The organism is Streptomyces sp. CB01580 (assembly GCF_001905795.1).
In the GTDB taxonomy this organism is placed as follows: domain Bacteria; phylum Actinomycetota; class Actinomycetes; order Streptomycetales; family Streptomycetaceae; genus Streptomyces.
Genome location: NZ_LIXJ01000010.1, coordinates 51880 through 72935, shown reverse-complemented (window position 1 = coordinate 72935; position 21056 = coordinate 51880). Strand labels below are relative to the sequence as shown.

Below are 21056 nucleotides of genomic sequence, written 5' to 3'. Positions count from 1 at the left end.
GCGCGCGCTACGGTGGACCGGCCCGCCCGCTTCCTCGGCGGGCGGACCCGTGGGCGCCGCTGCCCGAAGGCCGGTGACACGGGCATCACACACGCACGAGGTGGGGGCACAGCAGCGCCATGGCACAGGGCACGGTCCAGGTGACACACACCGGCACATCGCGGTGGCGGCGCCGCACAGGCGAATACCCCACCCTCACCGCGGCCCTGGAGGCCGCCGCGGAAGGTGACGTCCTCACCGTCGCGCCGGGCACCTACCGGGAGAACCTGGTCCTGCACCGCGCGGTGACGCTGCGCGGGCCCGAGGGCTCGGTCGGCTCGGTGCGGATCGCACCGCCCGACGGCGTCCCGCTGACCGTCCGCGCCTCCGCCGTCGTCACCGACCTGCACGTGGAGGGCCAGGACTCGACGGCCCCGGCACTGCTCGTCGAGGACGGGGCACCGGAACTCGCGGACCTGCGGATCGTCACGCGTTCGGCCGCCGGGATCGAGGTGCGCGGCACGGGCCGGCCGACGGTGCGCCGCTGCACGGTCGACAACCCCGCGGGGGCCGGCATCGCCGTGCTCGACGGCGCGGGCGGGGTGTTCGAGCAGTGCGAGGTCGTCTCGGCCGGACAGGCCGGCGTCTCGGTGCGCGACGGCGCGCACCCGCGGCTGGAGCGCTGCCGGGTCCATCACGCCTCGGGCTCGGGACTGAGCGTCACCGGCGAGGGCAGCGGCCTGGAGGCCGTCGGCTGCGAGGTGTACGAGATCAAGGGCAGCGGGATACAGGTGTCGGCCCGTGCCGCGGCCCATCTCACCGACTGCACGGTGCACCGCACCTCGGCGGACGGGGTCACGCTCGACACCGACGCCGTACTGACCCTGGCCGACTGCGACATCCACGACATCCCGGAGAACGCGGTGGATCTGAGGTCCCGTTCGGTCCTCACCCTCACCCGCTCCACCGTGCGCCGGTTCGGCCGCAACGGGCTCTCGGTCTGGGATCCGGGCACCCGTGTCGACGCCAACCAGTGCGAGATCCACGACAGCACGGGCGACTACCCCGCGGTCTGGGTCAGCGACGGGGCGACGGTGATACTGGACTCCTGCCGGGTCCACGACGTGCCGGACGCCCTGTTCGTGCTCGACCGGGGTTCCCGCGCCGACGTCGTCGACAGCGACCTCTCCCAGATCCGCAACACCGCCGTGTCCGTGAGCGACGGTGCGACGGCCCAGCTCGACGACTGCCGCGTCCGCGAGGCGTCCACCGGCGCCTGGTTCCGCGACCACGGCAGCGGCGGCACGCTGAACAACTGCACCATCGACACGGTACAGACCGGGGTGATCGTCACCAAGGGCGCGGACCCGGCGATCGAGCGGTGCACGGTCACCTCGCCCACCGAGGCCGGTTTCTACGTCTCCGCCGAAGGCCGCGGCACCTTCCACGGCTGCCGGGTCACCGGCAGCGAGGGCTACGGCTTCCATGTGATGGACGGCTGCCGCACGACACTGACCCGGTGCCGCACCGAGCGCTGCGCCCGCGGCGGTTACGAGTTCGCCGAGGGCGGTCAGCACGGCGACGGCCAGGGCGCGGGGCCCGTCGTGGAGGACTGCACCAGCGACGAGAGCGCGCTGCGCTCCCCCGCCCCTGCGCCACCCGCCGTGCTGACCGCCACCCAGCCGGCCTCCCCCGGGCTGCTCGGGGCGGTCCCCGGTCCCCGTGCCGCGGATCCCGCGCCGGCCGAGGCGTCGCCCGCCCGCCCGGTGCGCGACTCGGACACCGTCCTCGGTGAACTGGACGCCCTGGTGGGTCTGGACAGCGTCAAGCGGGAGGTCCGCGCCCTCACCGACATGATCGAGGTCGGCCGTCGCCGCCTTGAGGCCGGCCTCAAGGCGGCGTCGGTGCGGCGTCACCTCGTCTTCACCGGCTCCCCCGGCACCGGCAAGACCACCGTGGCCCGGCTGTACGGCGAGATCCTCGCCTCTCTCGGGGTGCTGGAGCAGGGACATCTGGTGGAGGTGTCCCGCGTCGATCTGGTCGGTGAGCACATCGGGTCGACCGCCATCCGTACCCAGGAGGCGTTCGACCGGGCGCGCGGCGGGGTGCTGTTCATCGACGAGGCGTACGCCCTGTCACCGGAGGACTCCGGCCGCGACTTCGGCCGGGAGGCGATCGACACGCTCGTGAAGCTGATGGAGGACCAGCGGGAGGCGGTGGTCGTGATCGTCGCCGGGTACACCCACGAGATGGAGCGGTTCCTGACCGTCAACCCCGGTGTGGCATCGCGGTTCTCACGGACCATCACCTTCGGCGACTACGAGCCCGCCGAGCTGCTCCGGATCGTCGAGCAGCAGGCCGAGGAGCACGAGTACAGCCTGGCCCCCGGGACCGGTGAGGCACTGCTGAAGTACTTCACCGAACTGCCCAAGGGCCCGGCCTTCGGCAACGGCCGCACCGCGCGGGGGACGTTCGAGTCGATGGTGGAGCGGCACGCGGGCCGGGTCGCCCAGCTCTCCGCGCCGAGCACGGACGACCTCAGCCTGCTCTACCCGGAGGATCTCCCCGAACTCCCCTGAGAACGCGGGGACTTCGCGGCCCCGTCCGCCGCCGCCTGACGCGGCAGGAGGGGGCCGAGGCGGTCGAGCAGCGCGGTCCGCTCCTCGGCGAAGACCGGGTCGGCCTGGTAGTCGAAGTGCCCCAGGACGGGCTCGGGCAGCGGGTGTTCGGGCGTGCGCCCGTAGACCAGGGGGTCCTTCAGCGGCCCCCGGTCCACCGCGGGCCCCGGCGCCTCGTCGAGCCCGACCCGGCCACCGATCGGGTCGGTGGCCCGCCAGAGGTTGCGCCAGCAGTTCACGGTGCGATGCAGGCCGTGCAGCGGTCCGGGGCCGAAGTAGGCCGGGAACCAGCGCCCGTACAGGCGCTCGATCGGTGAGCCGTAGGTGAGCAGGGCGACCCGGCTACGCGTCCGCGCGGGCAGTTGCCAGACCGCCGACGCGGCGAGGACGCTGCCCTGGGAATGGCCGGAGATGACGAGTCGGCCACCGGTGAGCCCGGTCCAGCCGGACATCCGCGACACCAGGTCCGGGACGGCGCGCTCGGCGTAGCAGGGCGGCGCGAAGGGGTGCGCGGCGCGCGGCCAGAACGTCCCGACGTCCCAGAGAATGCCGATCGTGCGCCGCGCGGAGGCGTCGCGGTAGGCCCGGCGCCCCCAGGTGACGAACAGTATGAACCCGAACCCGATGAGCCAGGAGCCGGTGGACTGGGCCGCCTCGGCCACTCCCTCGACGAACGGCCCGCTCCCCTTCAGCGCGACCCCGGGAACCTCTCCGCCGGCCCAGGCGCCGCAGACCGCCGCCGCGCCCAGCAGCAGCGTGGCGCCCGCGACCGGGCCGACGAATGCGGGGGCGGAGTCGGTGAGGGCCGCCGCGGCCCGGATCCGGGCGATCTGCCGCGTCCGGGCGGGGTCCGGCCGCTCCTTGCCGTACTCCCGGTCGATCACCGGTTCCAGGGCGCGCACGGTGAGCCAGGTGCGGACGAGGAGCAGGAGGCCGGGGAGGACCAGCAGCGCCAGCAGGACCGGGATGACCGCGGCCTGCCAGCTGAGCAGCACCGGCGGTCCCTCGATGACGGCACCGGCCGTGCCGGGGGTGCCGGAGCCGTCGAGCCAGTCGGCGACGCGCTGGGCGACCCCGCCGGTCATGACGCCGCCGAGCGCGCAGGCGAGCATGGCCACCACCGGCCCGCCCAGTCCGTGCAGGACGGTGCGGGGTTCGGGTGTCCTGCGGTAGAGGCCGAGGGCCACCCCGGCGAGCAGGAGCACGAGCAGCACCTGGGCGAGGGTGATGACGCCGAAGGCGAGGTGACCGGGCAGGGCGCCGGTGGAGACCCAGCCGGGACGCGACCAGGCGGCGTACCCCCCGGAGAGGACGAGCAGGGCCAGGGCGGCGCCCGGCAGATAGGTGACGAGGGCGCGGTCGAGCCGGTTGTCCAGGCGGCGTTCGCTGCGCCCGCGGCGGCAGACGACCCAGAGCACGACCAGGGCGCCCGCGACCAGGGCCGCCTCGATGAGGCGGCCGAAGACGCCGGGTACGGGGCCGGGCGCGGCACGGTCGTGGCGGGCGGCGGCGCCCGCCACGAACGCCGCGACGGTGAGGAAGCCCGCGGCGGTGTGGGCGGCGCGCAGCCGGGCGACGAGCCTGCGGCCGTACCAGAAGCCCGGCCTGCCGAGGGCGGGACGGCCCTGCGCCGCGGGCTCGGGGGCGCCCTCGCCGTCGCCGGTCCCGTCCCCGGCGTCCCCGGCGTCGCCGCCCGGTCCGGAGCCGGTGAGCGGGCGCTGCGACTCGTACGCGCTCCACGTCCGGTTGGACAGGAACCACAGCAGTCCCACCAGGGCGGTGGGCACCAACGCGGCGAGGGCCAGCCGGCGGCCCGGCTGGGACCACCAGCCGCCCTGCGCCGACGACAGGAAGCCGAGCCAGGAGCGCCGGTCCGAGCAGTCCGGGGCGCCCGCGCACTGCCAGGCCGTCAGGTCGAGGGCGACCTCGCACACGGCCGCGGTCAGCAGGATCGTGAGGCTGAGCGCGACGAGCCGGACGAGGACGCCGTAGAGGCGCACCGCGCGGGTGCGGGCGCGGGCGGTGGGGCGCATCCAGTGGGCGAGGTTGACGACCATGAACGGGAGCAGCAGCAGCCACAGCGCCCGGGAGCCGTTGCCGGAGGTGAGGTTGGACCAGCAGTAGGCCTCTTCGATGGGCCGGTCGCGGTACCGCTCCGGATGCTGTTCGGCGTCGGTGTCCCCGGGGCGCCGGTAGACCGCCGCGGTCGCGTCGCCGGTCATCCGGACCACGCGGGGGTCGTCGAGCATCTCCTGGGGGGTGGCGCCGCCCACGCCGTGGACCAGCAGCTCCAGCGCTGGCCCCGGCGACGGGGCCTGGGTGGCAGGTGACACTGAGGTGACTCGCTCTCTCGTGGGGGGAGTCCTGATGGACAGTCACCAGCATCGTGGCGGAACGGCGGGATCCACGCCGCTCTCACGGAATCTCCCCACCGCGTCGGCCGACGACACCGCGTGGCAGGATGATCCCGTTTCCAGGGGACCGGCGGTCGACGGGAAGGAACGGACCGGCGTTGAGCGAGAATCAGAACCTGCTCGCGGAGCAGCGGCGTGCCCTGATCCTCGACGAGGTGCGCAGGCGGGGCGGGGTCCGGGTGAACGAGCTGACCCGCAGACTGAACGTCTCCGACATGACCGTGCGACGGGATCTGGACGCGCTGGCCCGCCGGGGTGTGATCGAGAAGGTGCACGGCGGCGCCGTTCCGGTGGTCGAGGCCAGTACGCACGAGCCCGGTTTCGAGGCCAAGTCGGTCCTGGAGCCGACCGCCAAGGAGGACATCGCGCGGGTGGCGGCGACGATGGTGGTGCCGGGCAGCGCCGTCGCTCTCTCCGGCGGCACGACGACGTACGCGCTCGCCCGGCGGCTGGTGGACGTACCGGATCTGACGGTGGTGACCAACTCGGTGCGGGTCGCGGACGTGTTCCACTCCGCGCAGCGTGCCGACGCGGCGGGCGGGGGACGCCCCGGAGCCGCCACGGTGGTGCTCACGGGCGGGGTGCGGACCCCGTCCGACTCTCTGGTCGGTCCGGTCGCCGATCAGGCGATCGCCTCGCTCCACTTCGACGTGCTGTTCCTCGGGGTGCACGGGATCTCGGTGGAGGCCGGTCTCTCGACGCCGAATCTGGCGGAGGCCGAGACCAACCGCCGTTTCGTCCAGTCCGCACGGCGGGTGGTGGTGGTCGCGGACCACACCAAGTGGGGCACGGTGGGCCTGAGTTCGTTCGCCGCACTGGACCAGGTGGACACGTTCGTGACGGACGCGGGGCTGTCGGCGGCGACCCGCGAGGAGATCGCGGAGCATCTGCCGGGCCTGCTGGTGGCGGAGCCGGCCCCGGACGACGCCTGAGGTCCTGCGGGGCTCCCCCGGCGGCCACCGGGGCCGCGTGCGGCACGTGCGTCCGGCCGAGGTGCCGACGGCGTCGGTGCGGGGGCCGGTACGGGTGGCACGTGCCGCCGTTCGGAGTCGTTCGCCGGGCCGCGCGCTCCGGTCCGGTGGAAGACTCGGGCGGGTGAAGGAATCCTCGGACGGTACGCGGCCTCGCTGTCTGGTGACGGGCGCCACCGGCTACATCGGCGGGCGGCTCGTGCCCGCGCTGCTCGACGCCGGTCACCAGGTGCGTGCGGCGGTGCGGGATCCCCGGAGGCTGCGCGACCATCCGTGGGCGGACCGGGTCGAGGTGGTGGCGGCCGACGTCCGGGACGCCGGTTCCCTGCGGGCCGCGATGCGGGACGTGGACGTGGCGTACTACCTGGTGCACGCGCTCGGCTCCGGGCCGGGCTTCGAGGAGCGGGACCGCGAGGCGGCCCGGATCTTCGGCGAGCGGGCGCGGGCCGCGGGGGTCCGGCGGATCGTGTATCTCGGCGGGCTCACCCCGGACGGGGTGCCCGAGCGGGAGCTGTCCCCGCATCTGCGGTCGCGGGCCGAGGTGGGGCGTGTGCTGCTCGCTTCCGGGGTGCCGACGGCCGTGCTGCGCGCGGCGGTCGTCATCGGGTCGGGCTCGGCCTCCTTCGAGATCCTGCGCCATCTCACGGAGCGGCTGCCGGTGATGGTCACGCCGAGCTGGGTGCGCACGTCGATCCAGCCGGTCGCGGTACGGGACGTGATCCGGTGGCTCGTCGGCTGCGCCGGGCTGCCCGCCGAGGTGAATCGCACCTTCGACATCGGGGGTCCGGACGTCATGACGTACCGGGACATGATGCGCCGGTACGCGGAGGTCGCCGGGCTGCCGCACCGGCTGGTCCTGCCCGTCCCGGTGCTCACCCCGAGGCTCTCCGGCCTCTGGATCGGGCTGGTCACCCCGGTGCCACCCGCGATCGCCCGGCCGCTGGCGGAGTCGCTGCGGCACGAGGTGGTCTGCCGCGAACACGACATCGCCCGGTACGTGCCCGATCCGCCGGGCGGTGCCCTCGGCTTCGACGAGGCGCTGCGGCTGGCGCTCCAGCGGATCAAGGAGGCGCGGGTGGACACCCGGTGGTCCTCGGCGTCGGTGCCCGGCGCGCCCAGCGATCCGTTGCCCACGGATCCGGACTGGTCGGGCGGCACGCTCTACCGCGACGAACGGGAGCTGACGGTGCCGGTGGCGCCGGACGCGCTCTGGCGGGTGATCGAGGGTGTCGGCGGCGAGAACGGCTGGTACTCGTTCCCGCTCGCCTGGGCCGTACGAGGCTGGCTCGACCGGTTCGTCGGCGGTGTCGGGCTGCGGCGTGGACGGCGGGACCGGCAGCGGCTGCGGGTGGGCGACTCGCTGGACTTCTGGCGGGTGGAGGAGATCGTTCCTGGTGAGCTGCTGCGGCTGCGCGCCGAGATGCGGCTGCCCGGTCCGGCGTGGCTCGATCTGTCGGTGGCCCGTGACGAGCGGGGGCGGACGGTCTACCGGCAGCGCGCACTGTTCCATCCCCGCGGGCTGCTCGGCCATGCCTACTGGTGGAGCGTATGGCCGTTCCACGCGGTGGTGTTCGGCGGCATGGCCCGTAACATCACCGCCGCCGCACGGTCGGCGCCGTCACGCTCGGCGGGCTGACGGCCTTGCGCACGAAGACATCTGACGGAGCGCCAGCTATGGTGTGCGCGGTCCTGCACGCCCCTGCCGACCGCACGGAGGTGCACCTGTGTCCCGCCGACTCCGTTCCGTGGGGATCGACTTCGTCGATTCCGCTCCTCTGCGCCTGGTGTTCGCCGCCGGGATGTCCGCGCCTCCCGAGAGGGTCTACCGCGCCCTCGCCGACGAGGTGGCGGACTGGCCGCGCTGGTTCGCCGCGGTCACGGCGGCCCGGTCCATCGGCGAGGGGGCGGGCCGCGAGGTCCGGCTCAGGGGCGGCGCGGTCCTGCGCGAGACGGTCCTCGTGGCGGATCCCGGCGAGCGGTACGCCTACCGGGGCGACGCGGCCAACACCCCCGGGATCCGGGCCCTGGTGGAGGAGTGGCTGCTCACTCCGGAAGGGGCCGGGACGCGGGTGCGGTGGACGTTCGCCGCGGACGGTTCCGGGCCCTTGCGGTTCGCCCTGCGGCTGGGCCGCTCCGGAATGGGCCGGGCGTTCCGGGACGCGGTGCGCACGCTGGACGGGCGGCTGGCCGCGTCGTCGGAGTGAGAGCGGCCGCGGGCCCGGCGCGGGACGCGGCCGGCACCGCGCCGGGTCCGAGCCGTACGGACCGGCCCGTTCGCCCCGGCTACCCGGACCAACCGCCCCCGTTCAGGAAGGAGTCGATGGTCGCCGCGTACGGGGCGATGTCCAGTCCCTGCCCGGCGAGCCAGTCGTCGGAGTAGTACTTGTCGAGGTAGCGGTCGCCGGGGTCGCAGATGAGCGTGACGACGCTGCCCGTGGTGCCCTCCTCCACCATTTCGGCGACCAGCTTGAACGCACTCCACAGCCCGGTGCCGGTGGAGCCGCCCGCCTTGCGGCCGATGGCCGTCTCCAGGGCGCGTACGGCGGCGACGCTGGCCGCGTCCGGCACCTTCATCATGCGGTCGATCGCCCCGGGCACGAAGCTCGGCTCCATTCGGGGCCGGCCGATGCCCTCGATCCGGGAACCGCAGTCACTGGTGGCCAGGGGGTCGTTCCGGGTCCAGCCGTCGAAGAAACAGGAGTTCTCCGGGTCGGGCACGCAGATCCGGGTGTCGTACTGCATGTAGTGCACATAGCGCGCGATGGTCGCCGAGGTGCCGCCCGTCCCGGCCGTGGCGACGATCCAGGTCGGCTCCGGGTAGCGCTCCAGCCTGAGCTGCTGGTAGACCGACTCGGCGATGTTGTTGTTGCCGCGCCAGTCGGTGGCCCGTTCGGCGTAGGTGAACTGGTCCATGTAGTGGCCGCCGGTGTCGGCGGCGAGCGTGGCGGACTCCTCGTACATCGTGCGGGAGTCGTCGACGAAGTGGCACCGGCCGCCGTGGAATTCGATCAGCCGGCACTTCTCGGGGCTGGTGGTGCGGGGCATCACGGCGATGAACGGCACACCGATCAGCTTGGCGAAGTACGCCTCCGAGACGGCCGTGGATCCGCTGGACGCCTCGATCACCGGTTTGCCCGGCCGGATCCAGCCGTTGCAGAGTCCGTAGAGGAAGAGCGAGCGGGCCAGCCGGTGCTTGAGACTGCCGGTGGGGTGTGTCGACTCGTCCTTGAGGTAGAGGTCGATGCCCCACGCCTCGGGCAGCGGGAAGCGCAGCAGATGGGTGTCGGCGGAGCGGTTGGCGTCCGCCTGGACCTTGCGTACGGCTTCCTTGAGCCAGGCCCGGTACCCGGGGTCGGAACGGTCGACGTCGGCGGTCGCCGCGACCGGGTCGTGTCCCTGCTGAACCGTGCTCATGGGCGCGCTCCTCCTCGTGTCACCGGAACTCCACGCCGCCCACGATATTCCCCTCACCTGCACAAACGTTTCCTTTGATGGGCCATAGCCTTGGCTTGGCCCCGGCGCGCGGTACGGGCGCGCCCGTGCGCCGGGACGCGACCTGGCGCGACGGTCCCGGCTTGTGCAGACTGCCCATCAGAGTCATGCGAAGGGGGCGAAGCAGCCATGCAGGAAACGGAGTTCAGTGCGACGGGGGTTCGGATCGAACGGTGGGCCCGGTCGCTCACCAGGGCCGGACAGGTGGTCGTCAAGGACGGCAGGGTGGCCCTGCTGACCAGCTACGGACGGGAGATCGACAGCGCGCCGGTGCGGACGGTGAGCGCGGGCCGGCCGTGGTTCGCCGGGGCCGGGGCGACCGTGGCGCGCCTCAACGGGACGCGCTACCGACTGACGATGGGGCAGCGCGGCCACGGGCCGGACCGGACGGGTCCCGCCCGCAGGTTCCTGGAGACGCTGCGCAGTGCGGGCGGCCGGATGATCTGAACGGACGGCACCGCCGGCACCTCGCGAGTTGCGAGGCCGTGTCCCCTGGGCGACATTGGTCACACGTCACTCGTGGTTCACCGGCGGTGACGCTGTGACCCTCTCCGCCGGCAGGGATCGGCAGGCCGTCTGCTGGATCCGTTCCTCCGTCTTCTTCCGGACCTATTTCGGGGAGTCGCAGCCGTGATCAGCGAGCCAAGCAGGCACTGCACGGTGGAGCTCCAGGCCCTGCCGTCGCGGATCGGTCAGGTCCGCAGAATCATTTCGGCCCAGCTCCGCTACTGGCATCTCGATCCCTTGATCGACCATGCGGCGCTGGGCGTCACCGAACTGCTGACCAACGTCCACCGGCACGCCCAGCCGGACAAGGCATGCACAGTCGAGGTCGAGCTGTTGCTCGAACGGCTGACGGTGTCCGTCCACGACCACGACCCGCGGCTGCCGACGGTGCGCGAGGCCGGAGCGTTCAGCACGTCGGGGCGTGGTCTCGCCCTGATCGCCGCCGTCAGCGAGAGCTGGGGAGCCCGTCCGAGGGGCGGGGCGGGCAAGGTCGTCTGGTTCACGCTCCCGGCGCCTCCCCGGTTCGCCGTACCGCCGTCGCACCCGGTGTACGGGGCGACCACGGACGGGCCGTTCGAGCCCGACGCCGCCGCGTACCCGGCGGGCCGCACTCCGTCCGTCGCCCGGTCGATGGTGGTCGGATAGCGGGAACGGCCGCGACGGCCGCCCGGCCCCGCTCGCAGCCGGAGGGGCCCGCCCGCGCGGCCGGCCGCCGATGGGTCCGGAGGTCGTCGCCGGTGGGCCGATGCCCGGGGCACACGGATCGAGCCGTTGCCTCAACACGCAGCCGATTCCCCGGATCATCGCCGGGAGCGGGCGGCCCGGTCGAGTCCCGACGGGCCCCGCGGTCGGACCTCAGCGCCGGGACAGCGCCAGCACACTCAGACCGAACATCAGGACACCCAGGGGGAGGTGGACCGACGGGACGTGGGCGATGCCCAACGCGACCTGGACCGAGGCGAGCGTGAGGAATCCTGACGCGTGAAGGACGGGCCGGGGCGAGCTGCCGCCCGGCTTCCACGCCAGCACCGCCGCGAGTACGTACAGCATCGACGCCCCGTACATCACACGGGCTCCGATGCTGTGCATCGTCTCCCCGTAGGACGAGGTCAGCAGCAGCCCGGCGGAGACCGCCTGAAGGAAGATGGTCAAGGTCTGCAGAGCGATCGCGATCCGCAGGAACGAGGAGCCGCGCCGCGCGTTCGCCGTCACCTGATCGGCCATGTCACAGTCCCCTTTTCCGCCCTCGGGCAGTGGATCGATAAGGTCTCACCAGCCCGACGACGCGGGCCCGCGAAAAGTAAGGCGAGGGGCGGCCGGAAGCATGGGGACTGCCGGGGCCGGCGCGGACGGGATAGTCGGCGAGCGGCGCCAACTGATCAATGTCGCGTACCGGTTGCTCGGTTCGGTGACCGAGGCCGAGGACGCCGTGCAGGATGCCTACGCACGGTGGTACGGGCTGCCGCGGAGCCGGCAGGAGGAGATCCTGTCCCCCGGCGCCTGGCTGACGACGGTGACCGGCCGCATCTGCCTGGACCTGCTCGGGTCGGCACGGGCCCGTCGTGAACGCTACGTCGGCGCGTGGCTGCCCGAGCCGCTGCCCGACCGCACCGAGTGGGACCACGCGGGCGGCACCGGCCCCACCGGCCCCACCGGTCCCGCGGACCCCGCCGACCAGATCGTTCTGGACGAGTCGGTGGCCATGGCCTTCCTCGTCGTCCTGGAGTCGATGACGCCCGCCGAGCGGGTGGCGTTCGTCCTGCACGAGGTCTTCCGGTACCCGTACGCCGAGATCGCCGGTGTTCTCGTTCGGACCCCTGCGGCCTGCAAGCAGCTGGCGGCCTCCGCCCGGCGGCGGGTGGCCGCCGCCGGCACTCCGGTGGCGGCGGCCGGCCAGGCCGACGTGGTGAGGCACCTCAAAGAGGCCTGGGAGACCAAGGACATCGCCGCCCTCGTCGGCCTCCTCGACCCGGCTGCCGTGATGACCGCCGACGGCGGCGGCATGGTCGGCACCGTCCTGCGCCCGGTCGAGGGCGGCGCGTGCATCGCCCGGTACATGGTCGCCATCGCCGACAAGGCTCCGGGGCTCGAACTCCTGGAGCGGTCGGTCAACGGTGTGCCGGGCCTGGTGGCCCAGCGCGCTGGCGTCGTCGTGACCGTGGCCTCGTTCGAGGTCTCCGACGGGCGCGTCAGCCGCATCTGGGCGGTACGCAACCCGGAGAAGCTGCGGCCGTGGGCGCGGGAGGGCTGAGGACGGTCCCGTAATCGCCGACGGGCGGGCGTCGCCCCCGCACAAGGTGGTCCTTCCCGGTCGTGGCGAGGATCCTCGTGGCCGACCCGGCACGGGCGTTCGCCCGGGCGACGCTAGTGCTGCGACCGGAAAGGTTCACCGGCTCGCGACGCCCGGCACGGCACCCCGCCGCGTTGTCGCATCACCCGAGTACGTCCAGTACGAGGGCGATCCTCCGCCTTGCGATGCACCGCACCGGACGCCGCGAGCCTCCCGGCAAACCTTTCCGGCCACAGCACTAGGACGGTTTCCGCCGGTGCGGACCAGCCTGTGCGCACACGCGGGTCCCGTCCACACGAACACCTGAACACGCGATCGTGCGGACGTGCCGTCGTGCCCATGGATGCGTGCCCGTGAGCGCGTGCCGCCGGTGCCGACAGCGACAGGTTCGTGCGGACGGCACGAAGGGCCGTACCCGCGCCAGAAGCGTCCAACCCCTGGGGTACGGCCCTTCGGCCCGTGCGAGGCGGCCCGCTCGGCCGCGCTCGTTTCGTTCCGTACGGCCGCGCACAGCCCGGCCGGACGGAACTCAGACGGCGATGGCGACCTCGGAGAGGCCACCCGTCCGCGCCACGACCGTACGGTCGGCGCTGCCGCCCGGCACCAGGGCGCGCACCGTCCACGTGCCCTCGGCCGCGTAGAAGCGGAACTGCCCGGTCGCCGAGGTCGGAACCTCCGCGGTGAACTCGCCGGTCGAGTCCAGCAGACGCACGTAGCCCGCGACGGGCTCGCCGTCACGCGTCACGCTGCCCTGGATGGTCGTCTCGCCGGGCTTGATGGTCGAGGCGTCGGGGCCGCCGGCCTGTGCTCCACACATGATGTCCTGTCCTTCTGGTCGGGGTCGTGCTGATCCGGGTCGTGCGCAGTCGCGGGGCTACTTGGCGGCGCCGAGCTCGATCGGCACACCCACCAGGGAGCCGTACTCGGTCCACGAACCGTCGTAGTTCTTGACGTTCTCCTGGCCGAGGAGCTCGTGCAGCACGAACCAGGTGAGCGCGGAACGCTCGCCGATGCGGCAGTAGGCGATGGTGTCCTTCGACAGGTCGACCTGCTCGGCCTCGTAGAGGGCCTTCAGCTCCTCGTCCGACTTGAAGGTGCCGTCGTCGTTGGCGTTCTTCGACCACGGGATGTTGCGGGCCGTCGGCACGTGGCCGGGGCGCTGCGACTGCTCCTGCGGGAGGTGCGCCGGGGCGAGCAGCTTGCCGCTGAACTCGTCGGGCGAACGCACGTCGACCAGGTTCGGGCCGCCGATCGCCTTCACGACGTCGTCGCGGTAGGCGCGGATCGACTCGTCCTGCGGCTTGGCCTTGTACTCGGTGGCCGGGCGGGACGGGACCTGGTCGCCGTCGACGAGGTCGCGGGAGTCCAGCTCCCACTTCTTGCGGCCGCCGTCGAGCAGACGGACGTCCTGGTGACCGTAGAGCTTGAAGTACCAGAACGCGTAGGACGCGAACCAGTTGTTGTTGCCGCCGTACAGGACGACGGTGGTGTCGTTGGCGATGCCCTTCCCGGACAGCAGCTTCTCGAAGCCGGCCTGGTCGATGAAGTCACGGCGCACCGGATCCTGGAGGTCCTTCGTCCAGTCGATCCGGATCGCGTTCTTGATGTGGTTCTTCTCGTATGCCGAAGTGTCCTCGTCGACCTCGACGAGAGCGACCTGCGGGTCGTCGAGGTGGGCCTCGACCCAGTCGGCGTCTACCAGGACGTCGCTGCGGCTCATTCTTTTCTCCTCCGGGGCAGTCTGCGGCGAGATGATGCGAGACGGTGCGTGATGCGGGTGTACGGCGGGCGCGGGCCCGTGGCACACGTGCAAAGACGGCGGGATGGGGCTGGGCCCTGAAAACCGGTCGAAGGGCCGGAAAAGACGCGGGGTGCCGGAGGCTCCCGCTCAGACGGTGCGACAGAGCATGGCGGCGACGCGGCACAGGTCCACTGCCCGCCGCTTCGTGAGATCCGCCCGTCCCCACTGAGGGAGACCGCCAATAGCGCACTGCATGGGACCGATCGTAGGGACGTGCGGACGGCCATGTCACCGTTGTGTCGCATGATGAGACACGATCATCCACTATTCGGGATACGAGAGGGTTCCCGACGCTCCCTGCGCCACTCCCCGACGGTCGGCGCCCGCCACCCATCTGCGGAGCGGACACCGTCGTCTCAGCATGTGACCTGCGGGGCGCCGTGGCCCGGTCCGTTCCGGGCCCGTTCCCGGCCAGGACTCGCCCGGAGCCATCGGGACTCGCCCAGGCCCATCGGGCCACAGGGACTCGTCCGGGCCCGCCGCCGGATCAGCCGGGCCCGGAGGGACGCGTCCGACCCGCCCGGTCCCACCGGCTCCGGCGGGACCAGCCCGGGTTCAGCCGGCGAGCTTCACGTTCGTACCCGCCACCATGACCTCCACACCCTCGTCGGTCACCTGGATCTTCCGGAGCTCCAGACCGCTGGGCAGGCCGCCGACCTGCCGCTCGAAGTCGGTCTTCCGGCGCACCAGGTCCTCCAGCCCAGGGATTCCCCCGCCCGGCACCTTGTCCGCGCGCACCCTGAGGGTCTGGCCGTCGACGAGGGTGACGGTGGAGAGCACGCTGCGCGAGAACGGGCGGCCGAGGACGTCGACGGTGCCGGTGACCTTCACCTTGCCGTTGCCGCCGTACTCGACGGCGACCCCGTCACCGGCGGTGCTGGTCAGGTCGTCGTAGGAGATGACAGCCTTGCCGTCGGCGTCGGCGGCGGTGACACCGGAGAAGCCGTCGGTCAGTTTCACGTCGTGCAGCGCGGCACTCATCCGGCTGACCCGTATCCTGCGGCCGTTGCTGTCGGTCTGGATGCCGGTGATCTCGACATCGACCTCGTCGAACTGCGAGGCGAAGACCTGGGTCAGGAACGGGAACCCGTTGATGGAGACGTCCGCGGACTCGACCGTCGCCCCGGGGATCCGGATCCGGTCCTCGGCCTCCGACTCGGCGAAGTACAGCAGCGTCCGGTCGAGGACGACGAAGATCCCGCCCAGCACCAGCACCATGACCAGCAATCCCCGCAGCGCCCGCATGACCGCTCTTTCCCCCCTGCATCCGGATCGACGGCGCCCGCGCTCCCCCGTGCGCACAGACCGTCCCGAATGATCGACGAGCGGGCACCCCCCTTCGGTTCCCCGGGGAGGTGCCCGCTCGTCGGAAGGCGGCACCGATCGGCGCGCAGACGGTGCCGTTACGCGTTACGCGAGCATGCGGCCGATCAGATAGACGGCGGGGGCCGCGGCGGTGAGCGGCAGCGCCACGCCGGCCGTCATGTGGACGAACTGCGACGGGTAGTCGTAGCTCGCCGCCCGCAACCCGATCAGCGCGCATCCGCCCGCCGCCAGACCGAGCAGCGCGCCGTGCGTGCCGCCGGGACCGGCGAGAGTCCCGGCCACCGCACCGGCACCCGCGCCCGCCAGCAGCGCCACCGCGACCGAGGCCGGTCCGGGCAGCGGGAGCGCGCGGACCAGCACGGCGGCCGCGACGGCCACCGTGCCGGCCGTCACCGCGTCCGGGACCGCCGCGAGGTGCCCCGCCGCCAGCACCGTCAGGGCGGCCGAGGCGGTGGTGGCCATCAGCCCGTACATCCGCTCGTCCGCGTCCGCGTGGCTGCGCAGCTGGAGAACCACGGTGAGCAGCACCCACACGCCGAGGGTGCCGAGGACGGCCGCCGGGGCGTTCTCGCGGCCCGCGGCGAGCAGGGCGACGTCGGCGACGATCCCGCCCGCGAACGCGAGCGCGATGCCCTGGCGCGCGGGCCACATGCCGTTCAGCCGGAACCATCCGGCCGCGGTCACGGCCTGGAGCAGCACCAGCGGTACGAGCAGGGCGTACGACCCGATCGCCGCGCCGAGAGCGAGCAGCAGCCCGAGCACGGCGGTGAGTCCCGCGGGCTGGATGCCCGGCGGAATGATCGGCGAGCGGCCCTCGGCGCGGGCGCGCTGGGCGTCGGTGACGCGGCTGTTGCCCAGGGTGGTGGGCGCGCTGTACCCGGACGTGTCGAGTCCGGACGTGGCCGCGGCGCCGGTGGCGGCCGGCCCGTCGCCGTGCGCGGTTCCGGACACGTGCGCAGGGGCGACAGGTGCCTCGGGAGGCAGCGGATGGGAGCCGGTGGCGCCCTGCGGCCCCGCCGAGGAGTACGCGGAGTACGGCGGGAGATAGGCGGTCTCGGCGGCGGGCGGCACGGACTCCCGCGCGGAGGCTTCCGGCTGGGCGGGCTGGGCGGGACCGTTGGGGCTGGTGGGACCGGTGGGACCGGTGGGACCGGTGGGACCGGAATGACCAGCGGGGGCGGAAGGCCCAGTGGCCCCAGTGGGGCGGATGGTCGGCTGGTACTGGGTGTCCCAGGTCTGGCCCTCCCAGGTCTGTGTGACCGAGGGGTCGTACGGGACGTGCGGGTCCTGCGGGCCGGGGGCCGGTGCGACGAAGGGGGCAGGCTCCTGCGTGTGCCCGGCCGCCGGTCCGGGCGCGTGCCCGGCCCCGGTCGGCCACACGGCCCCGGCGTGCGTCCCGGGGGCCTGGCCCTGGTCGTACGGGGCGGCACCGTGGCCGGGTACCGGGGCGCCGTGGGACTGCTCCCCGTAGGGACGGTCTCCGTAGGACTGGTTCGCCTGAGGCTGGTGGTTTGCCTGCGGCTGCGGCTGGAACTGGGGGTGCGGCTGGGCCGCGCCTCCGTGCACCGGGGCGCCGTAGGACTGGCCGCCGTGGGGCCCGCCGTCGTAGGACTGACCGCCGTGGGGCTGGGGGGACTGACCGCCATCGTGCTGGGGCGCGTGGGCCCCGCCTCCGTAGACCTGGCCCCCGTACGGCTGGTCCCCGTACGACGGGTTCCCGTACGGCTGACCAGCGTGCGGCTGGTCCCCGTACGGCCGGCCACCGTGCGCCTGGGGCGGGTACGGCTGCACGCCGGTGGACCCGTCGCCGTAGGCGTACGGGTCCTGGGGCCGCGCGGCGTGCGGGGGCCGCTGCGGCTGCTGCCCGCCCGACGGCCCGCCGTACCCGTGCCCGTAGCCCTGCTCCGGGGCCTGGCCGTACGGGTACTGCTGATCGTTGCTGCTCATGTTCTGGGGTTCACCCTCCTGCGAACGGCGGGAGCACCTCGACCGTGCCGCCCTCGGCAAGGCGTACGGTCTCATGACTCCGGCTCCCCACCGGCTCACCGTCGACGAGGAACGAGCACCTTCGCAGCACTCGGGTGAGCTCGCCGGGGTGCCGCTCGCGCACCGCGCCGAGGGCCTCGGCCAGGGTCGCGGCCGTGTACGGTTCCTCCGCGGTTCCGGCGGCGGCCTTGGCGGCGGCCCAGTAGCGGATCGTTCCCGCTGGCATGACGGCGGCTCCTCTCGTATCGCGTCAGCTGACCATCATCGAGCACGCCGCCGTGGTCCAGTCACCGATCCGGGTGAGCAGGCTCTCGTCGGCGGCGTTCTCCGCGTGCCCCATGCCCGGTTCCAGCCACAGCTCGGCGCCGTCGCCCGCCGCCCCGGCAAGCATCCGGGGGTGGTCCAGCGGGAAGTACGGGTCCTGGTCGCCGTGCACGATCAGCAGCGGAACGGGGGCGATCAGTCCGGCCGCCTCGACCGGCGAGAGCGGTACCGGGTCCCAGTCGTCCCGGTCGATGCGGGTGCCGAAGCCGTAGCGGCCGACCAGCCGGCCGGTGGGCCGGGTGACCAGCCAGTGCAGGCGGCGCATGGGAGCGGTGCCCCGGTAGTACCAGCGGGCGGGGGCGCTCACCGCCACCACCGCGTCCGCACGGGCCTCCGGATCCGCGAGAACCTCCGCGGGGACCTCCGTCCCCCCGGCCTCCCGGCCCGCCGCGTACAGCGCCCCGTGCCGCAGCGCCACGGAGCCGCCCATGGAGAACCCGACGGTCACCACCCGCCGGTGTCCCAGCGTCCGGGCCCACCGCACCGCGGACGCCAGGTCCAGCACCTCACGGTCCCCCACCGTCGACCGGCCACCGGACCCGCCGTGCCCCCGGAACGAGAACGTGACCACGGCCGCGTGCCGGCCGAGCACACGGGCGGCACGCCGTACCGCGGGCCGGTCCAGTGAACCGGTGAAACCGTGGGCGATCACGATCGCCGTACCGTCCGCGACACCGTCGGTGCCGTAGCCGTAGCCGTTCGGGACGCCGACGCCGCCGTCCGTGACATCGCCGTCCGTGACGCAGCCGCCTTCCGCGGCAACGCCGTGCCCGCCCACGACGCTCTCGTGTCCGTCCATGACGCCGTCGCCCGCAGTACCGTCGAAGGATGATCCGGCGACGGCCCGTCCCTCCACCGCGCGCGGCTCGTACAGCGCCTCGATACGGACACCGTCATCGGTCAGCAGCGAGGCACGCGAGGAACCGTCCGTAGCACCGGACGGACCGAGGGGCGTGAGCAAGGGAACAGGGGAACTCCGGAATCGTCCCTCGGGCGCAGAACTCATGTGGGCTATTCTGCTGGGAAGAGGATCCGGGCAGAGAAGCCCCCGGGTCCTTTTGCGCTTTCCAGGCGTTGTTACGGCGACGTTTCCACAAGCTCAGCGGCTCGGGGACGCGGGGCCGTACCGCGTAACCGTGCAACCGTGCAAAGGGCCGCGCGAAAACGAACGAAGAAGTGCCGCATACTCCCCCGGGCCCGTCCCGGGAGTGCCCCTCTCGCAGGGAACGAGGAGGACCGACGTAATGGGCGAGCGAACCGTGCACCATCATCGACCGACGAACCGGGCAGGTGGGTGGCGATGAGTTCACTGCTGCTCCTGACGAACGCGCTTCAACCGTCGACGGAGGTGCTTCCCGCCCTCGGTCTCCTGCTGCACAGCGTGCGGGTGGCGCCCGCGGAGGGCCCCGCGCTCGTCGACACCCCCGGTGCCGACGTCATCCTGGTCGACGGCCGCCGCGATCTTCCGCAGGTGCGGTCGCTGTGCCAGCTGCTGCGGTCCACGGGGCCGGGCTGTCCGCTGGTCCTCGTCGTGACGGAGGGCGGTCTCGCGGCCGTCACCGCCGACTGGGGCATCGACGACGTACTGCTGGACACGGCCGGGCCCGCCGAGGTCGAGGCCCGGCTGCGGCTGGCCACCGGCCGTCGGCAGATGGCCGGCGACGACTCCCCGATGGAGATCCGCAACGGCGACCTGTCGGTCGACGAGGCGACGTACAGCGCGAAGCTGAAGGGCCGGGTCCTCGACCTGACCTTCAAGGAATTCGAACTGCTCAAATATCTGGCCCAGCACCCCGGCCGCGTGTTCACCCGCGCCCAGCTCCTCCAGGAGGTCTGGGGCTACGACTACTTCGGCGGCACCCGTACGGTCGACGTCCACGTACGGCGGCTGCGCGCCAAGCTCGGCCCCGAGCACGAGTCGCTGATCGGCACTGTCCGCAACGTCGGCTACCGCTTCGTCGTACCGGAGAAGGTGGAGCGCGCCGCGGAGGAGGCCAAGGCACAGGCCGCGGCTCCCGCCGGGACCCGGGCCACGCCCGAGGGCAGGACACCGGCCGCGACCGGCTCCGTGACCCGTTCGGAGCAGCCGACGAGGGCCGGTGCCCCGGAATGAGCCGAGGTACGGCCTGCCTTCCGGAGGGTTGATCCGCGTAGACTGCCGCGCGTGGCCAAGGTGACGCGGGACGATGTGGCGAGACTGGCGGGTACGTCGACCGCGGTGGTCAGCTATGTCATCAACAACGGACCGAGGCCGGTCGCCCCGGCCACGCGCGAGCGGGTGCTCGCCGCGATCAAGGAGCTGGGCTACCGGCCCGACCGGGTCGCCCAGGCAATGGCCTCGCGGCGGACCGACCTCATAGGAATGATCGTGCCGGACGCCCGGCAGCCGTTCTTCGCGGAAATGGCGCACGCGGTCGAACAGGCCGCCGCCGAGCGCGGGAAAATGGTGCTGGTCGGCAATTCCGACTACCGCGACGAGCGCGAGGTGCATTATCTCCGCGCGTTCCTCGGAATGCGGGTCTCGGGGCTGATCCTGGTCAGCCAGGGCCCCAGCGAACGGGCGGCGGCCGAGATCGAGGCGTGGGACGCGCGGGTGGTGCTGCTGCACGAGCGCCCGGAGGCGATCGAGGACGTCGCGGTCATCACGGACGACATCGGCGGTGCCCAGCTCGCCACCCGCCACCTGCTGGAGCACGGCAACGAGTACGTGGCGTGCTTCGGCGGCGTGGAGTCGACCCCGGTGGTCGGTGACCCGGTCGCCGACCACATCGAGGGCTGGCGCCGCGCGATGCAGGAGTCGGGCCGCTCGACGGAGGGCCGCCTCTTCCAGGCCCCGTACAACCGTTACGACGCCTATCAGGTGGCGCTGAAGCTGCTCGCGGGCCCGGACAGGCCGCCCGCGATCTTCTGCTCGACGGACGACCAGGCCATCGGCGTGCTGCGGGCCGCGCGCGAACTGCGGATCGACGTGCCCGGGGAGCTCGCGGTCGCGGGCTTCGACGATGTGAAGGAGGCCGGGCTCACCGACCCGCCCCTGACCACGGTCCACTCGGACCGCCCGGCGATGGCGCGGGCCGCCGTGGACCTGGTGCTCGACGACTCGTTGCGGGTGTCGGGGTCGCGGCGGGAACGGCTGAAGCAGTTCCCCTCGGCGCTGGTGGTCCGGCGCTCGTGCGGCTGCGGGGAGCCCGGCGCCGGGGTGTGACGGTCCCGCCGACGCGGGCCCGAAACGGTTCGTCCGTCCCCGAGGGCGTGCCGGATGCACCCCGGGGCGCCGGGCCCCGACCCTTGCGGCTTTATATCGGACATACGAGGTTCTGCCGGGCTTCTCAGGGCGCGCTCAGCTTG

The 21056-nt window shown here is 72.9% G+C and carries 19 protein-coding genes; 9 read left to right on the top strand and 10 right to left on the bottom strand.

Annotated elements, in window-relative coordinates; translation table 11 throughout:
* The first annotated feature begins 119 nt into the window (after positions 1-119).
* Positions 120-2558, top strand: a complete 2439-nt coding sequence (locus AMK22_RS16715; RefSeq protein WP_073785786.1) for a right-handed parallel beta-helix repeat-containing protein — start codon at positions 120-122, stop codon at positions 2556-2558.
* On the opposite strand, the gene AMK22_RS16710 is transcribed toward AMK22_RS16715, so the two are convergent.
* Positions 2528-4930 carry a hypothetical protein gene (locus AMK22_RS16710; protein WP_073785784.1) on the bottom strand — a complete coding sequence of 801 codons (2403 nt, stop codon included), beginning with the start codon at positions 4928-4930 and terminating at the stop codon, positions 2528-2530. The two genes, AMK22_RS16715 and AMK22_RS16710, sit on opposite strands and share 31 nt — an antisense overlap.
* Before the next feature lie 179 nt (positions 4931-5109).
* On the opposite strand from AMK22_RS16710, the gene AMK22_RS16705 reads away from it, so the two are divergent.
* From AMK22_RS16705 to AMK22_RS16695, 3 genes are all read left to right on the top strand, one after another.
* On the top strand, positions 5110-5943 hold the full coding sequence (locus AMK22_RS16705) for a DeoR/GlpR family DNA-binding transcription regulator (protein WP_073785782.1): 834 nt from the start codon (positions 5110-5112) through the stop codon (positions 5941-5943).
* Between the two features lie 163 nt (positions 5944-6106).
* Positions 6107-7618 (top strand): SDR family oxidoreductase, encoded by a 1512-nt coding sequence (locus AMK22_RS16700; protein ID WP_073785780.1) that lies wholly within the window; start codon positions 6107-6109, stop codon positions 7616-7618.
* Between the two features lie 88 nt (positions 7619-7706).
* A complete protein-coding gene (locus AMK22_RS16695) occupies positions 7707-8186 on the top strand; it encodes an SRPBCC family protein (RefSeq protein ID WP_073785779.1) in 480 nt (159 codons plus the stop codon).
* Positions 8187-8265: 79 nt separating this feature from the next.
* On the opposite strand, the gene AMK22_RS16690 is transcribed toward AMK22_RS16695, so the two are convergent.
* Positions 8266-9396, bottom strand: coding sequence for a PLP-dependent cysteine synthase family protein (locus AMK22_RS16690; RefSeq protein WP_073785778.1), 1131 nt, complete (start codon positions 9394-9396; stop codon positions 8266-8268).
* A gap of 207 nt (positions 9397-9603) precedes the next feature.
* Between AMK22_RS16690 and AMK22_RS16685 the strand changes: the two genes are divergently transcribed.
* Complete coding sequence (locus AMK22_RS16685; RefSeq protein ID WP_073785777.1) at positions 9604-9921, top strand: hypothetical protein; 318 nt, start codon at positions 9604-9606, stop codon at positions 9919-9921.
* Between the two features lie 183 nt (positions 9922-10104).
* Positions 10105-10626, top strand: coding sequence for an ATP-binding protein (locus AMK22_RS16680; protein WP_199883240.1), 522 nt, complete (start codon positions 10105-10107; stop codon positions 10624-10626).
* A 210-nt stretch (positions 10627-10836) separates the two neighbouring features.
* Here the strand turns inward: AMK22_RS16680 and AMK22_RS16675 are convergent, their stop codons facing one another.
* Positions 10837-11205: a hypothetical protein gene (locus AMK22_RS16675; RefSeq protein ID WP_073785775.1), complete on the bottom strand. Its 369-nt coding sequence runs from the start codon at positions 11203-11205 to the stop codon at positions 10837-10839.
* Between the two features lie 100 nt (positions 11206-11305).
* Between AMK22_RS16675 and sigJ the strand changes: the two genes are divergently transcribed.
* Entirely contained in the window at positions 11306-12232 is a 927-nt protein-coding gene (sigJ, locus tag AMK22_RS16670) for an RNA polymerase sigma factor SigJ (RefSeq protein ID WP_073785774.1), read from the top strand.
* A gap of 568 nt (positions 12233-12800) precedes the next feature.
* Here the strand turns inward: sigJ and AMK22_RS16665 are convergent.
* The 7 genes from AMK22_RS16665 to AMK22_RS16635 all read right to left on the bottom strand — a co-directional run bounded on the left by AMK22_RS16665 (position 12801) and on the right by AMK22_RS16635 (position 18615).
* Positions 12801-13088, bottom strand: a complete 288-nt coding sequence (locus AMK22_RS16665; RefSeq protein ID WP_073785773.1) for a DUF1416 domain-containing protein — start codon at positions 13086-13088, stop codon at positions 12801-12803.
* 57 nt (positions 13089-13145) lie between these two features.
* Positions 13146-13991, bottom strand: a complete 846-nt coding sequence (locus AMK22_RS16660) for a sulfurtransferase (RefSeq protein WP_073785772.1) — start codon at positions 13989-13991, stop codon at positions 13146-13148.
* Between the two features lie 168 nt (positions 13992-14159).
* Positions 14160-14267: a putative leader peptide gene (locus tag AMK22_RS42320; RefSeq protein WP_384410860.1), complete on the bottom strand. Its 108-nt coding sequence runs from the start codon at positions 14265-14267 to the stop codon at positions 14160-14162.
* A 360-nt stretch (positions 14268-14627) separates the two neighbouring features.
* The gene (locus AMK22_RS16650; RefSeq protein ID WP_073785771.1) at positions 14628-15317 is read right to left on the bottom strand and encodes an LmeA family phospholipid-binding protein; all 690 of its coding nucleotides are present in this window, start codon (positions 15315-15317) and stop codon (positions 14628-14630) included.
* A gap of 165 nt (positions 15318-15482) precedes the next feature.
* Complete coding sequence (locus AMK22_RS16645; protein WP_443333299.1) at positions 15483-16778, bottom strand: hypothetical protein; 1296 nt, start codon at positions 16776-16778, stop codon at positions 15483-15485.
* Positions 16779-17355: 577 nt separating this feature from the next.
* Positions 17356-17610 carry a MoaD/ThiS family protein gene (locus tag AMK22_RS16640; RefSeq protein ID WP_073785770.1) on the bottom strand — a complete coding sequence of 85 codons (255 nt, stop codon included), beginning with the start codon at positions 17608-17610 and terminating at the stop codon, positions 17356-17358.
* A gap of 24 nt (positions 17611-17634) precedes the next feature.
* The gene (locus AMK22_RS16635; protein ID WP_443333298.1) at positions 17635-18615 is read right to left on the bottom strand and encodes an alpha/beta hydrolase family protein; all 981 of its coding nucleotides are present in this window, start codon (positions 18613-18615) and stop codon (positions 17635-17637) included.
* 393 nt (positions 18616-19008) lie between these two features.
* On the opposite strand from AMK22_RS16635, the gene AMK22_RS16630 reads away from it, so the two are divergent.
* Positions 19009-19821 (top strand): response regulator transcription factor, encoded by an 813-nt coding sequence (locus AMK22_RS16630; RefSeq protein WP_073785769.1) that lies wholly within the window; start codon positions 19009-19011, stop codon positions 19819-19821.
* A 51-nt stretch (positions 19822-19872) separates the two neighbouring features.
* Positions 19873-20913, top strand: a complete 1041-nt coding sequence (locus tag AMK22_RS16625; RefSeq protein WP_073785768.1) for a LacI family DNA-binding transcriptional regulator — start codon at positions 19873-19875, stop codon at positions 20911-20913.
* The last annotated feature ends 143 nt before the right edge of the window (positions 20914-21056 follow it).